Source organism: Paenibacillus sp. FSL R5-0810 (genome assembly GCF_038002285.1).
GTDB classification, from domain to species: domain Bacteria; phylum Bacillota; class Bacilli; order Paenibacillales; family Paenibacillaceae; genus Paenibacillus_AQ; species Paenibacillus_AQ lactis.
The window spans coordinates 3170827-3187605 of record NZ_JBBOCF010000001.1 but is presented as its reverse complement, the minus strand read 5'-3'; the positions used below and the strand labels follow the sequence as shown (position 1 = coordinate 3187605).

Below are 16779 nucleotides of genomic sequence, written 5' to 3'. Positions count from 1 at the left end.
GGAAGAAGCTGGAATAAAGAAGCAGGGATGGAGCAGCCCGAAGGCCGTTCCGTTCATCCCTCCAATCCTTTGTATTTGGCCCGGTATTGACCTGGTGTCATCCCTTCCAGCTTGCGGAAGGAGCGGATAAAGTTCTGCGAATTGTTGTAGCTGAGCTTTTCAGCGATATCCTTGATCGGCATGTCGGTCTCCACCAGCCATTTCTTGGACATCTTGAACCGGTACTGCGACAGATATTCGCTAAACGACATATTCGTTTCTTTCTTGAACACGCTGCTTAAGTAAAAATTGTTGTAATGCAAGCGGGAGGCGCATTCCTCCAGCGTAATGTTGCGGTCGAATTCATTGCGGATGATCTCGATGATCTGCTCGGACAGATTTTGATACTGGGAATCTTGGCGGTCCCGGAACACCTTCACCATCGGGCGAATGACGCGGGTTTTGAACCAGCCTTCGATTTCCGGACCGGTATACAGCGACAGCAGCTCCTCAACCAGGGAGCTGTTACCAAAGTCGGGCTGCTCCAGCACGATGCCGTTCTCCTGCATCACGATCATCAGGTCATTCAGCAGGCGGATCAATGAGATTTGGTACTCGTGCGGCGTGCGGTCCTTCTGAAATACCTCGGCGAGCCACTGTTTGAGGAGCTCAAGCGCACGCTCTTCCTCCGCCAGCTTGATCGCGTCGATCAGCTCGTTCTCCACCTGCATCGGATAGAAATAGACCCGGGTATGCTTGCCTGAATTCACGCTGAAATAAGGGATGATGACGCCGGTACCGAGCTTGATCCGGTGCTTTAAGGCTTCCATTCCTTCCTGGTAAGCGCGGGACGTCTTCGTCAACGTCTTATACGGAAGGCTGATGCCGATGCTGACCTCCAGATCGAGGAAGCTGCGGGTCGTCCTCTGAATCTCCTCCGACAGCTTGTAGATATAATCGTTGAATTCCTCCAGCGAGATTCCGCCCCGCCCGATCAGCGTCACCTGGGTCTGGTCAATAATGACAGGCGGAAACCGAAACATCGATGGAATCATCTCTTCCATCATGTTATTGATGGCAAACAGGAGCAGATCCGAATCCTTGCGCTCATACCGGGTATCGTCAAGCGTATCGATCTGGAGCGTGAAGACCGCGAGATGCTCCCACTGCGCCACCTGCTCTTGGAAGCCGAACAACGCGATCTGCTCCTCGGCTTCAGGCGGGCTGATTCTGCCGAGAAACAGCTTGTGCAGAAAGAAGGTTCGCACCTGCCGGCTGTTCTGGCGCAGCTCGTTCCGAAGCTGGGTGTTCGAATTGAACATATCCCGGATATGCTCATCGATAATTTGCAGCTCGTTCTTTTTATTAGCCTGGAGATCCGGGAGGCGCTCGGCGATGCCCTGCAGGATGCGGCGGATCGGCGAGTATACTCTGCGGGTACCGAGCCACACCAGCAGAATGCTGAGCCCGATCATCAGCAGGCAAATATACAGCGTGAACCAGCCGATGGAGCGGGATTCCTTGGTCACCGCCGACATTTCGGTAAAAGAAGCGTACAGCCAGCCGTTGAAATCCGATTTCACATAGGTAACGGAGATCGGCTTGTTATCAATTCGGGTCTCGAATTGCCCGCTTTTGCTGTCGAAGCGATCAAGCTCATCCTTGTTATATCCGGTCTCGGTCAAGGATTGGCCGACCTTTCCCTGATCGGGATGCACGACGATTCGGTAGTTGTGATCAAGCACCATGACCTCTCTGGAAGGAGAGGGGCTGTCCATCATAGCGGCAAGACTGCAACTCGGGATTGTGGCTAGGGCGATTCCCCGGGCGGACGAGGTAGACATGGGCATTTTTTTGACAAGAGCAATCGTGTACGGGCAGGCATAGCTGAGGGTATCGCTTGAGCCGAGCGATTCGGTGTCCAGCATGACCCAGTTGGAGCTGCCCTGCATATCCATGAGAGACAGCAGCGTATCTTTGGAAGCGTATTCATTAAATTCGTACATTCCCCGGTTATTGATCAGCCAGTTCGTGGTCGTATTAGCGAGGATGACATCGGTGACTCTCGTCTCGGGGGATTGGAGGAGGCTGAGCTCTTCCTTTAGCTTGTTATACAGCTGAAAGTCGTAATAGGACAGGGGACGGTAAAGGGCACCCTGCAAAATATTGGAGTTGATGACGTAATTCAGGGTATAGTCCACGGTCCTCAGCACCTGTTCCAGATTGCTGTTCGTCTGATTCATGAGCTGGATATTGCTCGTATTGACATGATTCTGAACCGATCCGGACGATTTCATAAACGAGAAGAACCCAAGGGCCAGGAGCGGAATGATACTGATGATGCAGCCGAACAGGACCATTTTAGAATAAAGACTATTTTTTGGATGCAATAGGTACACTCTCCTGTTTAACAAAGTGTATAATCATTGTATGGGTTCTATGGATTGCGTTCAATAATCATTTCCTAGGGAATAATCCTTGCATTTGATGTTGGAAGCTTCACGTCTGAATACGACTGCATAAAAGAATCGGATTCGGTAATCTGTCTATAAGGAAGTCGGGAAACGGAGGTTGTCGTGCTGTGAGTATCCGTACCAAGCGTTATGTTTTGCTTCCCCTGATCATGCTGGCGCTGATGGCTGCCTGCGTCGGCATATCAAGGGTTTGGACAAGCGGGTCGACCAATGCTTCGGAGAACCAGCGGCCCCATATTTCGATTATGGCCAATCTGCATACGGCTGAAGTTCCATCGGATACGATCGAGAAGATCATCGAGGAGAAGACGGGGACGCAGCTGAGCATTCAATGGGTGCCGGACGGCAGCTATGATGAAAAAGTGTATGCATCGATTGCGACAGGGACATTGCCGAAGGTGCTGTATTTGAAGAATGCGGCCTCTTTGTCCTATTTTAAGGATGAGATCCGCAGCGGTTTGTTTTGGGAGATTGGGCCTTATCTGGACAGCTACCCGAATTTGAGCGCATTGAAGCCGGAGGTGCTCAAGAACACAACGGTTGACGGCAAATTATACAGCCTCTATCAAGAACGCGCACTGTCAAGGCAGGGGATCATTTACCGGAAGGACTGGGCGGACCGACTGGGGCTCTCCGCGCCGGATTCACTGGAAGAGCTGTACGAGGTGTTGAAAAGGTTTACATTTGACGACCCGGACGGCAACGGGCTCGATGATACGATCGGGCTCACGGACCGCAATGACCTGATTTACGGTGCATTCAAGACCATCAGCTCTTATTTTGGAACGCCGAACAATTGGGGCTGGTATCAGGATTCCCTGCAGCCTGAATTCCGTTTCCCGAAATATATGGAGACGATGAAGTTTTTCCGTAAGCTGCATGAAGAGGGGCTGATCAATCGCGATTTTCCGATAACGAGCAAGAAGGACCAACAGGAGCTCTTCATTACCGGTAAGGCGGGCGTGTATGTAGGGGCGATGAGCGACGTGCTGTCTCTGGAAGCGAAGCTGAAGGCCAATGACCCGGACGCGGTGCTGGATGTCCATAACCGGGTGCGGGGGCCGAACGGGTACGGTGTTTGGGCTACGCAGGGATACGGCACGGTTGTCCTGTTTCCCAAGTCCGCGATTCCGACCGAGACGGAATTGAAGGAAGTGCTGGCCTTCTACAATGAATTAATGAGCGCCGAGCTGGCCAATTACATGTATTGGGGAATCGAAGGCGAGCATTATACGGTTCAGGACGGTAAAGCCATGGCCGTGGATTCGTACAATCTAAGGGAAAAGGACGTAAAGCCGTATCAAGCGCTCATGATCGGGGGACCAAGCACCATCGACGGCATGCTTCAACCGGTAACCAGGAACGAGGCTAAAGACAAGGCGGAGCGCCTCATTCTCGACAATGAGAACTTCCTAATCAACGATCCGACCGTTCCGCTCGAATCCGCCCGATATAATGAGATCGGGGTTAGGCTGGAAGAGAACATGCGTGATGCGACCTATCAATTCATTCTTGGGATGATTGATGAGGCGGGGTATGAAGCGCAGGTCGAGAGCTGGCTGGAAGAGGGAGGAGCGCAGATCATCAAGGAGTTTAACGAATCGTACCGGAGCTCGACTCCGCTGTATAACTCGATTCCGCGATATAATCAGGAGAATTAGCGCTAGGGAGAGTAGATTCCCTGGCGTTTTTTTTTGCGTTTTTCTAGTAGGAGCGTCCAGACGTGAGGTGCTGCACATGCGGAAGTAATCACTGCTTGCCCGTGAGCCCCTCGCATAGCCTGGCAGCTTCCGGCATTCGTTCCGGCTCATTCGATGCAGGCGTTGACAGCATAATCATTAGATTTGATGACGATTCTGACGCACCGTCCCAGCCGTTCGAGCCGCACACCCAATCCCGGGATTATATGCGTACCCGCCATCCCTCCGTTAAGCTGTTCATGCCAGCCCAAATTGAAATTTTAAAAACGGAGGTCAAAATGATGAAAAAGAAACAAGCCAGTACCATACTGGCAATTGTAACCGCTTTAGCGGTATTGGCAGGCTGCGGCGGCGGCTCAACAGCAACGGGCAGTCAGAACGGCGAAACGCCTGCAGGCGGCGAACAAGCGAAGGGTCCGGTATCCATCTCCATCATGGCCAACCTCCACACGCCGGAAGTTCCTTCGGACAAGATTGAGAAAATCATTGAGGAAAAAACGAATACGAACCTGGAGATCCAGTGGGTGCCGGACGGAACGTATGACGAAAAAGTAAATGCTTCTCTGGCGACAGGAACGCTGCCTCAGGTTACCTATCTAAAGAATGCGGCTTCCCTCGTCAATATGCGGGATGCAATCCGGAACGGCCAATTCTGGGAAATCGGACCTCTGCTGGACCAATACCCGAATCTCAGCAGGCTGAAACCGGATGTCTTGAAGAATACGGCCGTGGACGGCAAAATATACGCGCTGTACCGCGAGGTTCCGCTCTCCCGGCAGGGCATTATCTACCGCAAGGACTGGGCTGACAAGCTCGGGCTCGGGACACCAACGACGATCGACGAATTTTACAATATGCTGAAGCAGTTCAAGGAGAATGATCCGGACGGCAACGGCAAGGACGATACGATTCCGCTGACGGATCGGAACGACCTCATCTACGGCGCCTTCAAAACGATCAGCTCCTGGTTCGGAACGCCGAACAACTGGGGAGAGAAGGACGGCAAACTCGCACCTGAATTCATGTTTCCGGAGTATATGGAAACGATGAAATTTTTCAAGAAGCTTCATCAGGAAGGATTGATCAATCAGGACTTCCCGGTGACGAGCAAAACGGACCAGCAGAATCTGCTGATTACCGGCAAGGCCGGGGTATACATCGGTGCGATGGGCGATGTATCCAGCCTGCATCCGAAAGTGGTGGAGGTTAACCCGAATGCCGAGCTGGATGTGCAGAACAAGATCGAGGGCGGTCCTAACGGCTTCGGCATCTGGTCCGTTCCGGGATACGGCTCCGTTATCCTCTTCCCGAAAACCGCGATCAAATCCGAAGAGGAGCTGAAAGGCGTGCTTGCCTTCATGGATCAGCTGATGAGCACGGAGCTCGGAAACCTTATCTATTGGGGCATAGAGGGCGAGCATCATAAGATCGAAGACGGCAAGGTCATTCCTTCGGAGGACACGAAGCTGACAGACCGTGAAGTCAAGCCTTACCAGGCGATGCAGGTCGGAGGACCGTTAACGGTTGAAGGCTTCCTGGAAGCGAAGCACATTCTCCCGGTCAAGGCGAAATCGGAGGAATTGATCGTTGAGAATAACGATTACTTGATCGAGGATCCGTCAGCTGCGCTGGATTCCAAAACGTTTAATGAGAAGGGCGTGCAGCTGCAGGAGATGATTAAAGACGGAACTTACCAATTCATGCTGGGTGATATTGATGAAGCGGGCTTCCAGGCCGTTATCGATAATTGGCTAAAGAGCGGCGGACAGCAAATTATCGACGAATATAACGCATCGTATGAAGCATCCAAATAACGAAACATGCCACCATCCCGGAAGCAGGGAGACTGCAGATGATGCAGTCTCCAGTTAAACCGGGGACAGAAAGGAAGTCGAAGTCATGAGCGAAACCGCCGTGCGGGCCGGAATGGGCAAAGGCGCCAAGACGAAGCCGGATTCCGGACGAATGAGAAGGATATGGAAGAACCGGGCGATCTATCTCATGATTGTTCCCGGATTTTTATACTTTTTGATCTTCAAGTATATTCCGATGTCGGGATTGATTATCGCATTTCAGGATTACCAGGCCTATCTCGGCGTGATGGACAGCCCGTGGGTCGGGCTCAAGCATTTCGAGCGGCTGTTTACCGAGCCGATGTTCTTTACGATTTTGCGCAATACGCTGCTGCTGTTTTTTATGAATCTGCTTTTCTATTTTCCGGTGCCGATCATTCTTGCCCTCATGCTGAATGAAGTGCGGCGCGAGGTGTTTAAACGGTTTATCCAAACCTTGGTCTACATTCCCCATTTCATGTCCTGGGTCATTATCGTATCCATATCGTTCGTTATGCTGTCCATGGACCGCGGGATCATTAACGAGCTGCTGGTCATGGCCGGCTTCGACAAAATTAACTTCTTGATGAGCAGCGATTGGTTCAGGCCGATGTATATCGTCCAGGTGATATGGCGGGAGGCCGGATGGGGGACGATCATCTATCTGGCTGCCATGGCCGCGATCGATCCCGGATTGTACGAGGCTTCCCGGATAGACGGTGCCAGCCGTTTCCGGCAAATGTGGCATATTACGCTCCCTTCGATCCGCAGCGTGATCGTCGTCCTGCTGATCCTGAAAATCGGGGACGTACTGGAGCTTGGGTTCGAACATATCTATCTCCTCCTGAACTCGATGAATCGGGATGTGGCGGAGATATTCGATACGTATGTGTATACGGCCGGTCTTAAGCAGGGACAATTCAGCTTCAGCACGGCGGTCGGATTTTTCAAATCGCTGATCGGCCTGATCCTGGTCATGCTGGCGAATTGGCTGGCCAAAAAGGCCGGAGAAGAAGGAATCTACTAATACGAGAAAGGTTGATCGCTATGGTCCAAGATAAAACGATCTCGAGCCGTATCTTCGATTTCGTCAACTATACGCTGCTGCTGATCATCGGGCTGGTTACGATTTTGCCTTTCCTTCACGTCATCGCCGGTTCGTTCACGACGGTGACGGAGCTGGCGCAGAAGCAGTTCGTCCTTTTTCCAACCGTATGGTCGCTTGATGCCTACAAATATATTTTTTCAACCAATACGGTCTTCAAATCGCTTGGCGTATCCGTGGGCGTCACATTCTTCGGCACGCTGTTCAGCATGCTGCTGACCTGCCTCATGGCTTACGGTTTATCCCGCAAGGATCTGGACGGCCGCAACTTCATCATGTTCATGGTGCTGTTCACGATGCTGTTCAGCGGCGGCATGATTCCGACGTTTCTTGTCGTTAAGGAGATGGGGTTGATCGATTCGTATGCCGCGCTGATCGTCCCGTCCGCCATCAATGCCTTTAACCTGATCATTATGCGGAATTTCTTTCAAAATTTGCCGGAGGGGCTGGAGGAATCCGCGAAGATTGACGGGGCGGGCGATTGGGGGATTCTGGTCCGGATCGTCATTCCATTATCGATGCCGGCCATTGCAACCATCTCGTTGTTTTATGCCGTTACGTATTGGAATACGTATATGCAGGCGATTTTGTATTTAAACGATGCGGCCAAATGGCCGGTGCAGGTCATCCTGCGGCAAATCGTCATCCTGGCCAGCGGCTTGGCCGCGGACACCTCCGGCATGGAGGACATCGTTCGTCCGCCGGAGCAAACGGTGAAGATGGCGGTCATCGTTGTGGCAACGCTGCCGATTTTATGCGTATATCCGTTCCTGCAGAAGCATTTTGCCAAAGGGGCGCTGCTTGGTTCCATCAAGGGATAAGAAGAGGTGTAGAAGCATGACGCATGCAGAAGCAGAATCACGCGATGAGGGGTATGGCCTTAACAGGCCGGCCCGTTCGGAGCTGGACGATGCATCCGGTCAGGATGCCGTGTTCCAAGACTCTGTACCCCAAGATCCCGTTCACGAGAATGCCGTGCTCCAGGACTCGGATGCCGGGCTTTATGCTCCGATCATCGCGGGCAACTATGCCGACCCGTCGATCATCCGGGTCGGCGATGATTACTATATGACCCATTCATCATATAAGCTGACGCCGGGGCTCATCATCTGGCACTCGCGGGATCTGCGGAATTGGCGCCGCGTCGGTGCGGCCCTCACCCGGTATGCGGGGGATGTATGGGCGCCGGATTTCGTGATGCATAACGATAGATTCTATATCTATTATCCTGCAGGCGGAACCAATTGGGTCGTTACCGCCTCTAACCCGGCCGGGCCTTGGAGCGAGCCGGTATGTCTCGGGATTCGAGGGATCGATCCCGGACATACGGTGGGACCTGACGGCAAAAGGTATTTGCACATGTCCGGCGGAGCGTTCGCGGCATTGTCGGACGACGGGCTGTCGGTCATCGGCGAGGTCAAGCAAGTGTATGACGGCTGGAGGTATCCGCAGGATTGGGTGGTGGAGGCGTACAGCCTGGAAGGGCCGAAGGTGACCCGCCATAACGGCTATTATTACTTGACGGTGGCGGTTGGCGGAACGGCAGGACCGCCGACCAGCCATATGGCCGTTTCGTCGAGATCGAGAACGCCATGGGGACCATGGGAGCATTCCCCCTATAATCCGATTATCCGCACGTGGTCGAAGGAAGAACCGTGGTGGTCCAAGGGGCACGCCTCTTTGATTGATACGCCGGACGGTGAATGGTGGATGGTCTATCATGCGTACAGGAACGGCTACCATACGCTGGGCCGCCAGACCCTGCTGGAGCGCGTCGAATGGTCCGCTGACGGCTGGTTTCGAGTGGCTGGCAGGGGCAGGGGTGTCAGCTCGCCGCCGCAAAAGGTATTCCTCGATTCGCTGAACGAGGCGGAGCTCGGGCTGCACTGGCAGTGCGAGGGTTGCGCGCCATCGTCCAGATTTCGCACCGGACCTAATGGCCTGACGGCAGAAGGAACGGCTGAGGGAGCGGAACGGTCGCCGCTCTTCTTCATGCCGGGACATGAGCGGTATACGGCTCAGGTGGAAATTGCCGTGGAAGGGGATGCCGAGGGCCGGCTGCTGCTATATTACAACGAATCGGCCTGTCTGGGCATCGGGATCAGCGCCAAGGGGGTTCGGCATTTCCGGTCGTTCAAGAGCTATGCGGTCATCCCGACCGGAGGAGGACGTGCATTTCTGCGCATCGTCAATGACGAGCATATCGTGTCTTTCTACTTTAGCTCTGATGGTGCGGAATGGTTCCGATACGACAAGACGGTAGAAGTGTCGGGCATGCATCATAATACGCTCGGCGGCTTCCAAAGCCTGCGCATCGGGCTGGATGTCGCCGGGGCCGGCAAGGCAATCTTTCGAAACTTTTCGTATGAAGCAGAAGCATGGACAGCCGGACAATGAGGGGAGGAGGTGGCGGCATGCAGCGGTTACAGGACATTTTAGAGAGCGGGGACGGGCTCTTCGAAGGCTTCTTCGAATGGCTTGAGGGACAATATGATCCCGAGTCGGGCGGCTTCTATTATGCTCGGAGCTCCCGGAACTCGCCCCGGCTCACCCCGGATATCGAATCGACGGCTCAAGCGCTGGGCATTATCGAGCGCTGCGGCCTTGCAGCGGGACTGACAGAGGAAGTGAAGGGGCGCATGATCCGCTTCTTTCAGTCGAAGCAGGATCCCGTTACGGGCTATTTCTATGATGCGAATCCGGATATGAGACGAGATGAGGTTATGGTGGGACGTGCACTCGGCTACAGCGCCGGTTCCCTCCGGAAGCTCGGGGCAGCCCCGTTATATCCGCTGCCGGGAGCCGGGGGCTCCGAAGAGGCGGCACCGGATTATTGCCGCAGCCCTGCGGCATATCACGATTGGCTGCGCTCAATCAGTCTGGTGAACAGCTGGCGCGGATGCGACAGGCTGTGCAACTCGGCGCCGTACCTGGTGCAAATGCCTATGGAGAAGAGGGAGACGTATCTCCAAGTGGCGTTATCCTATTTTGCCGAAATTCAGGATCCGGACACAGGCTTATGGGGCGAAGGCGCCCCCTATGTCCGCATATCCGGTACGTTTAAGCTGCTGACGTTTTATAACCGGTTTGGGATCCCGCTGCCGCGCGTCCCGGAAATTTACCGCTCGCTTCTGCAAATCCTGAGAACCGAGAGGGCGGAGGATATGTGCTATATCCGGAATCCGATCAGTCTTCTGTCATCGATGAACATGGATATTGCTGAGGATGAAATGGTCGAAATCGCGGAAATTACGCTGTGGAATATGGCGAGGCTCAAGCGTGCGGACGGCGGCTTCTCTCGAGAGCTGCATCGCTCGCCGCCGGCGCCGAACGTCGCCCAGGTCAAGCCGGGGGAGAGCTATCCGGACATGCCGCCTCCGGTCCCCCTCGGCCGGGGGGAGGTCGAAGGAGACATGAATGCGGGAACCCAGGCCATCCTGATCCGCTACACGCTCCGGGAGCTAAGCGGGCTTCCTGCCTCAGGGCTTCAGGCCGCGAATTTCAGTCCCCGACTCCGTCAAATTGCCGCGGATGAATAGGACTCTGCAGCAGGGGAGCGCTCGGCGAGACAGCGAAAGAAGACGTCTTTCGAGCGAAGCGGGCGTTACTCTATTCAATCACGGCATTTATCAATTCGGCAATGCCCTTGCCGCGATTCTCGTCAACCTGTATTTGTGGCGGCTCACGAATGATCTATGGGTAAACGGCATGTTTAATCTGATTACGCTCGCTGCCGCCCCGGCAGCTTCCGTATTTATTGGCAAGCTGGCCAAGCTTAAAGATCGGCTGCTGGCATACCGGCTCGGAATCGGCTTGACGGCCTTGTTCTATCTTGGCATTCTGATCGCGGGCGAACGGATGGCGAATTATTATGTCGGGTTTGCCCTTCTGAAAGGCATATCGACTGCGTTTTACTGGCTGGGCCATTTTACGCTGATCAATGATGTAACCGATCATGACAACCGCCACCGCTACCTCGGGGTCAACTTGACCATTACCAACCTGTCCATGCTCGCTGGTCCTGCCGCAGCCGGCGCGCTGGTGGAATGGTCCGGGGGAATGCAGGGGTACACCTACGTGTATTTGCTTGCATTCGCTATGTTTGTCTTTGCATCGGTAAACAGCCTTAGAATGAAGAAGCAAGCGACCCATCATAAAGCCTATTACCTCAAATACGCATTCAGGATGATGCGCAAATATCCGGCTTTCGGCCGGTCACTGGCGGGCTGGTTTCTGTTCGGCCTTCCGCAGGGCATTCTTGGCTATATTCCGGCGATTCTGCTGTTTCAAGCCGTTCCCAGAGAATCCTTCGTCAACTATATGAACGTGGCGTTTCTGGGGGTGACGATGCTGTCCGGTCTGGTGCTCGCCAGATGGGGCAGGGCCGAGTGGAACGATTTATACCTGGCCGCAGCTGCGATCGGGTTCATCGCAGGCGTCATCCCCTTGTTCTTGGGCGTGCAGCTGTGGACGGTCATCTTATTCATGGCGGTGTTCTCGCTCGTAAAGCCGCTGCAAAACAACGCCTATACCTCGCATTATTACAAGCTAAGCGGAGAGCTCCCGCTGAAGGAGCATTTTAAGGTGGAGTCGGTGGTGCTGCGTGAAATATTCACCAACGCCGGACGCGGAACCGGAGTCGCCATATACATGCTTATCTCCAGTTCCCTGACGGACAGCCCGATTGCCTGGATGCTGATGGCTATCGCGCTGCTGCAGCTTCTCATCGGCTGGCTTGCGTCGCCGGTATTTCCAGCGATGCGGATCACCGTATCCGGCCAGCGCAATCGAGATCTGTGACGGGCAAGGCGATGGATGTTGAAGTGTTCGGTTTTCAGAAGGGGATTGGGCTTGCAGCGGGTGCGGGGCAGTGGGCGGATTTAGGGGCAGGAGACTGGCAAGAGGCAAGGCCTTAAGGAGCGGACGTTCGAGATGGGATTCGATCCGGAAAAATTGGTTTTCTTCATAGGAATTCAGGCTTTCCCCGCCGAAGTAGGTACGATGCTGCATGCAGTGAAATGAGCGGTCCGAAACGGCGAGCGTTCGATAACAGGAAGACGTGATGGCGGATAAATGTTGTGCAGTCTAGTGTTGTTTATGGTGACAAGGCTGCTCATCTCCTCAGCGCATTGAAATTGTATCCATCACGACCCGAAAGGAGGAATGATCCATGGCAGTCATCGGCAGCTGGGAGCAGGCCGAGCCCGGCGTGAAACGGAAAGTGTTTCAGCCCGGGAAGGAGCTGATGATGATGGAGGTTCATTTTGAGAAGGGAGCCGAAGGAGCCCTGCACAGCCATCCGCATGAACAGATGAGCTATTGTCTGAAAGGACGGATGGAATTTCGCATCGGCGGGGAGTCTTTCATCATCGGTCAGGGAGAGACCATCGTTATTCCAGGCGGCGTCGAGCATGGCGTTATCGCGCTGGAGCCGTCGGCGCTGCTAGACACGTTCACCCCGCTGCGAACCGATCTTCTCGGGAAATCAACAGCTCCTCGGGTGTGAAGTCGGTCCAAGCATTGCATGCATGCAGTTAAACGATTTGCATACCAAACATGGAAGGCTGAAAGGGGACATCCATCATGAAGCTGTGGGAAGAGGAAACACCGGGTTACGAGTCGGCAGAGGAACGGTTTGAACCTTATATGAAGCCATACTTGCTGGAAAGGAATAATCCTGGAGGAGCCGTGATTGTCCTGCCGGGCGGAGGCTATCAGGGACGGGCCGATCATGAAGGGGAGCCTGTCGCTTTGTGGCTGAATTCGATCGGCTTATCCGCTTTTGTCGTTCAATACCGGGTTGCTCCATACCGGCATCCATATCCGCTGCTCGATGCACAGCGGGCGATCCGGCTGGTGAGGCACCATGCCCAGGAGTGGAGCATCGACCCGGAACGGATTGGAATTTTGGGGTTTTCTGCCGGAGGGCATCTGGCGGCTTGGGCGAGCAATGACCACGATTCCGGAGATCCGGAGGCCCTGGATCCCGTTGAGCGGCAGAGCAGCCGTCCAAATGCGTCCATCCTGTGCTACCCGGTTATTTCGTTTAACGAGTTTAGCCATGAGGGCTCCGTACATAACCTGCTGGGCGAGCATCCGTCCGAAGCGATGAGACGAACCCTATCCATGCAGCACGCAGTGAAGCCGGGAACACCCCCTGCATTTCTGTGGCATACGTCGGATGACGGTGCGGTCCCGGTGGAGAATAGCCTGTTGTATGCTGGGGCCCTAAGCAAGCATCAAATTCCGCTTGAGCTGCACGTTTTCCCTCACGGTCGCCATGGCCTCGGATTAGCCGAGGAGGAGCCGGATGCTTCGCGCTGGACGGAGCTGTGCGAGGGTTGGCTGCGCAGCATCGGATTCATGGCGCAAGCGGCTGTTACGGGAAGGTAAGGCGGCTAAAGGCTTATTTGCTAGGCTTGTCTTCTTAGCCAGAGGCCGGACTTTTATCCAACAAAAAGCTCACCCGATTGCTTGGCTCGGGTGAGCTTTTGAATGTATGCCCAGCATGGGCGTCATCTTTTGGGGGAATGTCCCGAGCGGGGGCTGGCGAGCGCCCGCCATTACCGTTAGCCAAGGGCAAGGGTGTCCATCGCGAGGTGGTGCGGCCCCGTATGTACATATGGTGTGAGAGGACGGGGGGGAGCCAACCCTCTTACTCGATTCTTCAATAAGGAAGAGCCATTCATAACTCAGATGCCGGACTGTAATTGAGAATGGTTATCACCCCGACTATAATAGGATAAAACATTGTTACCGTCAGAAGGGGGGCCGTCAGCATGGAAGAAACGCAATATTCGCTGTTTGGAGTACGCTATATTAAGCTTGGTCATACCGAAGAAGCTGCCGGCGGATTCATGGAAGCACATACCATGCTATTGGTAAGTAAAGGTTCCGGTGATTTGTATTTGAATGGAGTCAGGCATCGATTGAAAGCGAAGGCGATCTGTTATTGTCCGCCGGGGACGATTGCCGACATACGCCGGACGCCAAACTCGTCGGTTCCGCTCGAGCTTTATGAATTGCAATACGATGTATGGGAGTCCAAGGAGCAGACAACAAGCCGTATCATATACAGTAAGCGAATCTCTGCACTGATGGACACCGGTAAGCTTCCCGTCGCCGCTACTCACGAGGCTCTTGTCCTTGCTCAAGAACTATACCAATTCAAGCAAAGTCCCGGACTCAGCGGGAGACTAGCTGCCAACCTTCGCAAAGATGCGGTATTTAAACAACTGATGGGCACGCTGCTGCAGTCAACCGACGATGAGGAGCGCGAGCAGGATTGGCTGGAGCGCATGAAACTTGCGGTGGATTATGTGGAGAAACATTTCGCCGAGATGATTACGCGTAACGACATGGCAAAGAGGGTAGGACTAACGCCGGAACACTTCTCCGTATCGTTCAAAAGAGCAACAGGATCCGGTTTCACGGAGTACCTGACACGGCTCCGCCTGGAGAAAGCCAGGGAGGAATTACTTAACGGCGAAGATCGTAATCTCGATCGAATCGCGAGGGAAATCGGCTATCAGGACGGCTTATATTTAAGCCGGAAATTCAAGCAATATTTCGGTTACTCTCCTCGCGATTATATTCAGCGTCCGAAACGTATCGTGGCCCTGCAATATGTGGGCCATTTGCTGGCGCTTGGACTTACGCCCGCAGGAACTTCAACCAATCTGCTGCGTGCCCGCCCCTATGCCGGAAGGCTGGGGGATGTAGCGGACGTAGGAGATGCTCGATCGCTCCAGAGGATATCATCGTTGCAGCCCGATCTGATCGTCACATCCGGACCGAACAGCGAGCCCTTATCACAGCTGGCTCCAACTATTTTACTTCCTTGGGGGCGGGAAGATACCTTGGACGAACTGCTTCGATTAGGCAGAGCACTCAATCGCGAACGCGAAGCGAAGAGCTGGATTGATGGATTTAGAGAGAAGGAAGAACTAGCTGCTGCTCAGGTAGCCAAAATGATCGGTTCACATGTTACGGCAGCCGTGTTTGAGTTTTGGGCGGATCGGATATGGGCGGTTAATATGGCGTACGGCAGAGGCCTGCGCAATTTATACCGGACGTTTTCGTTTCGGCCACCGGGGCCACTCGCAGAACATGTATTAGGTGAGGGGGTCGGCTTGGAGCTAACGCCGGACATGCTGGCAGCGTATGCCGCCGATTATATGTTCGTAACCATCTGGGAGAGTGGAGGCGGTACAGGCTATGCGGAACGAGTCATGAACAGCAAAGAATGGAGAAGATTGCCTGCCGTTCGAAACGGGAGGGTGTTCTTTCTCGATTTGGAGCTGTTTAAATATAATGATCCGCTTGCTTTGGAGCAGCAATTGACTATACTCACGGAACTTCTAACAAATGTCCATAGAACCGCTTACGGAACGCAATAGACTCGTGCAATCCTTGCCTTTATCATGATAATAATGATAATCATTATCAATAAGGTGGAGGGTTTAAAGATGCGGTTGCTTAAAGGATTGATGTTGTCTCTGGTCGGAAGTATGGTCATTGTGCTGGGAGCCTGCGGAGGCACGCAGCAGCAAAGCGAAAATGTCGAAGCCAATGGCGACCCTCAAGCAGCGGAAACACGTAAATATGAAACGGTCATGGGCGAGATCGAGATTCCGAAGGATCCGAAGCGAATTGTCGCGACGCAATATCTCGGCCATCTGCTAACCTTGGGAGTTAAGCCTGTAGGCGCAGGTACGGCCAGCCTGAATCAGTATTTTTTGCAGGATCTGACCGACGGAATCGAGGATATCGGTGACGATAAAGCAGCGCTTGAGAAAATCGTAGCCCTTGATCCCGATCTCATCATTAGACCTTCCGATAAAAACTATGAGGAGTTCGCTAAAATCGCACCAACGATTGTAATTCCCTGGGGAGCTAAAGATATTTATGCCGAGCTGCGTGAATTCGGAGAAATCCTCGGGAAATCGGAGGAAGCGGAGGAAGCCATTCGGCGTTATGAGGAGAAGCTTGAAGAGGCTAGGGCGAAGCTTACCGGCGTCGTGAAGGAAGGAGAAACGGTTGGCGTCTATGAGATTTGGGCGAAAAATTTTTGGGTCGTAGGTGAGAGCTTTGGGCGAGGTACCCGCAACCTCTATTCGGGGCTTGGCTATCAGCCGCCGGAAGCCGTGAAAGAGCATATCGTCAACGGAGGAGCCGGCCGGGACATTTCCCTGGAAGCACTGCCGGAAATGGCCGCGGATTATATGTTCGTGACGGTTTACGATGCGGACGGAGGAGGAGAACGTGCCAAGGAGATTATGGAGAGTGCCATTTGGAAGTCACTTCCGGCTTACAAAAACAATCGCATTTTTACATTGGATATCAATCAGTTCTCGGCAGGCGATCTCATCTCGCTGGAGAAGCAATTGGAGATTCAGACGAATCTGCTGCTTGGCAATGGGAAGTAATGCATAGCGGCAAAGTGTCAATTGGATATTCATGGACTTGGGAAATGCCCCGAAATATGAAGAATGCCCTTCCGACTTCCTACTGGGAAGCGAAAGGGCTGAAAAGCTTGCTTTCTCTTTAGTTGGAGGTTAGTTAACCTTATGCAACCGACGTATGCGGATCCCCATGATAGGCAGTGAGGATGGGGGTGCCGTCCCCTCCTATTTGATCATAAGGAGACGGCGGCCATTTGCCTGCTGCCTGCGGCTACGGCCTCCATG

Annotated in this window: 12 protein-coding genes and 1 pseudogene; 12 read left to right on the top strand and 1 reads right to left on the bottom strand. The window is 53.7% G+C overall.

Going from position 1 to position 16779, the window contains the following annotated elements; all coding sequences use genetic code 11:
• Positions 1-53: 53 nt before the first annotated feature.
• A complete protein-coding gene (locus tag MKX76_RS14475; RefSeq protein WP_210095228.1) occupies positions 54-2369 on the bottom strand; it encodes a helix-turn-helix domain-containing protein in 2316 nt (771 codons plus the stop codon).
• Positions 2370-2602: 233 nt separating this feature from the next.
• Here MKX76_RS14475 and MKX76_RS14470 point away from each other — a divergent pair, with 233 nt between their 5' ends.
• The 12 genes and pseudogenes from MKX76_RS14470 to MKX76_RS14415 form a co-directional block, all read left to right on the top strand.
• Complete coding sequence (locus MKX76_RS14470; RefSeq protein ID WP_210095275.1) at positions 2603-4114, top strand: extracellular solute-binding protein; 1512 nt, start codon at positions 2603-2605, stop codon at positions 4112-4114.
• 320 nt (positions 4115-4434) lie between these two features.
• On the top strand, positions 4435-5967 hold the full coding sequence (locus MKX76_RS14465) for an extracellular solute-binding protein (RefSeq protein ID WP_210095276.1): 1533 nt from the start codon (positions 4435-4437) through the stop codon (positions 5965-5967).
• 85 nt (positions 5968-6052) lie between these two features.
• Positions 6053-7012, top strand: a complete 960-nt coding sequence (locus MKX76_RS14460) for an ABC transporter permease (protein ID WP_210095229.1) — start codon at positions 6053-6055, stop codon at positions 7010-7012.
• 20 nt (positions 7013-7032) lie between these two features.
• Entirely contained in the window at positions 7033-7911 is an 879-nt protein-coding gene (locus MKX76_RS14455; RefSeq protein ID WP_341034035.1) for a carbohydrate ABC transporter permease, read from the top strand.
• A gap of 16 nt (positions 7912-7927) precedes the next feature.
• Positions 7928-9487, top strand: a complete 1560-nt coding sequence (locus MKX76_RS14450) for a family 43 glycosylhydrolase (RefSeq protein ID WP_341034034.1) — start codon at positions 7928-7930, stop codon at positions 9485-9487.
• A gap of 17 nt (positions 9488-9504) precedes the next feature.
• The gene (locus tag MKX76_RS14445) at positions 9505-10629 is read left to right on the top strand and encodes a hypothetical protein (protein ID WP_341034032.1); all 1125 of its coding nucleotides are present in this window, start codon (positions 9505-9507) and stop codon (positions 10627-10629) included.
• Entirely contained in the window at positions 10622-11890 is a 1269-nt protein-coding gene (locus MKX76_RS14440; protein WP_341034031.1) for an MFS transporter, read from the top strand. The genes MKX76_RS14445 and MKX76_RS14440 overlap by 8 nt, the downstream gene beginning before the upstream one ends.
• A gap of 370 nt (positions 11891-12260) precedes the next feature.
• Positions 12261-12596, top strand: coding sequence for a cupin domain-containing protein (locus tag MKX76_RS14435; protein ID WP_341034029.1), 336 nt, complete (start codon positions 12261-12263; stop codon positions 12594-12596).
• Positions 12597-12673: 77 nt separating this feature from the next.
• The gene (locus MKX76_RS14430) at positions 12674-13483 is read left to right on the top strand and encodes an alpha/beta hydrolase (protein WP_341034028.1); all 810 of its coding nucleotides are present in this window, start codon (positions 12674-12676) and stop codon (positions 13481-13483) included.
• A 386-nt stretch (positions 13484-13869) separates the two neighbouring features.
• Positions 13870-15489, top strand: a complete 1620-nt coding sequence (locus MKX76_RS14425; RefSeq protein ID WP_210095234.1) for a helix-turn-helix domain-containing protein — start codon at positions 13870-13872, stop codon at positions 15487-15489.
• 69 nt (positions 15490-15558) lie between these two features.
• The gene (locus tag MKX76_RS14420; RefSeq protein ID WP_341034026.1) at positions 15559-16518 is read left to right on the top strand and encodes an ABC transporter substrate-binding protein; all 960 of its coding nucleotides are present in this window, start codon (positions 15559-15561) and stop codon (positions 16516-16518) included.
• A 38-nt stretch (positions 16519-16556) separates the two neighbouring features.
• A pseudogene (locus tag MKX76_RS14415) lies at positions 16557-16640 on the top strand (group II intron maturase-specific domain-containing protein); the annotation flags it as partial.
• Positions 16641-16779 lie beyond the last annotated feature (139 nt).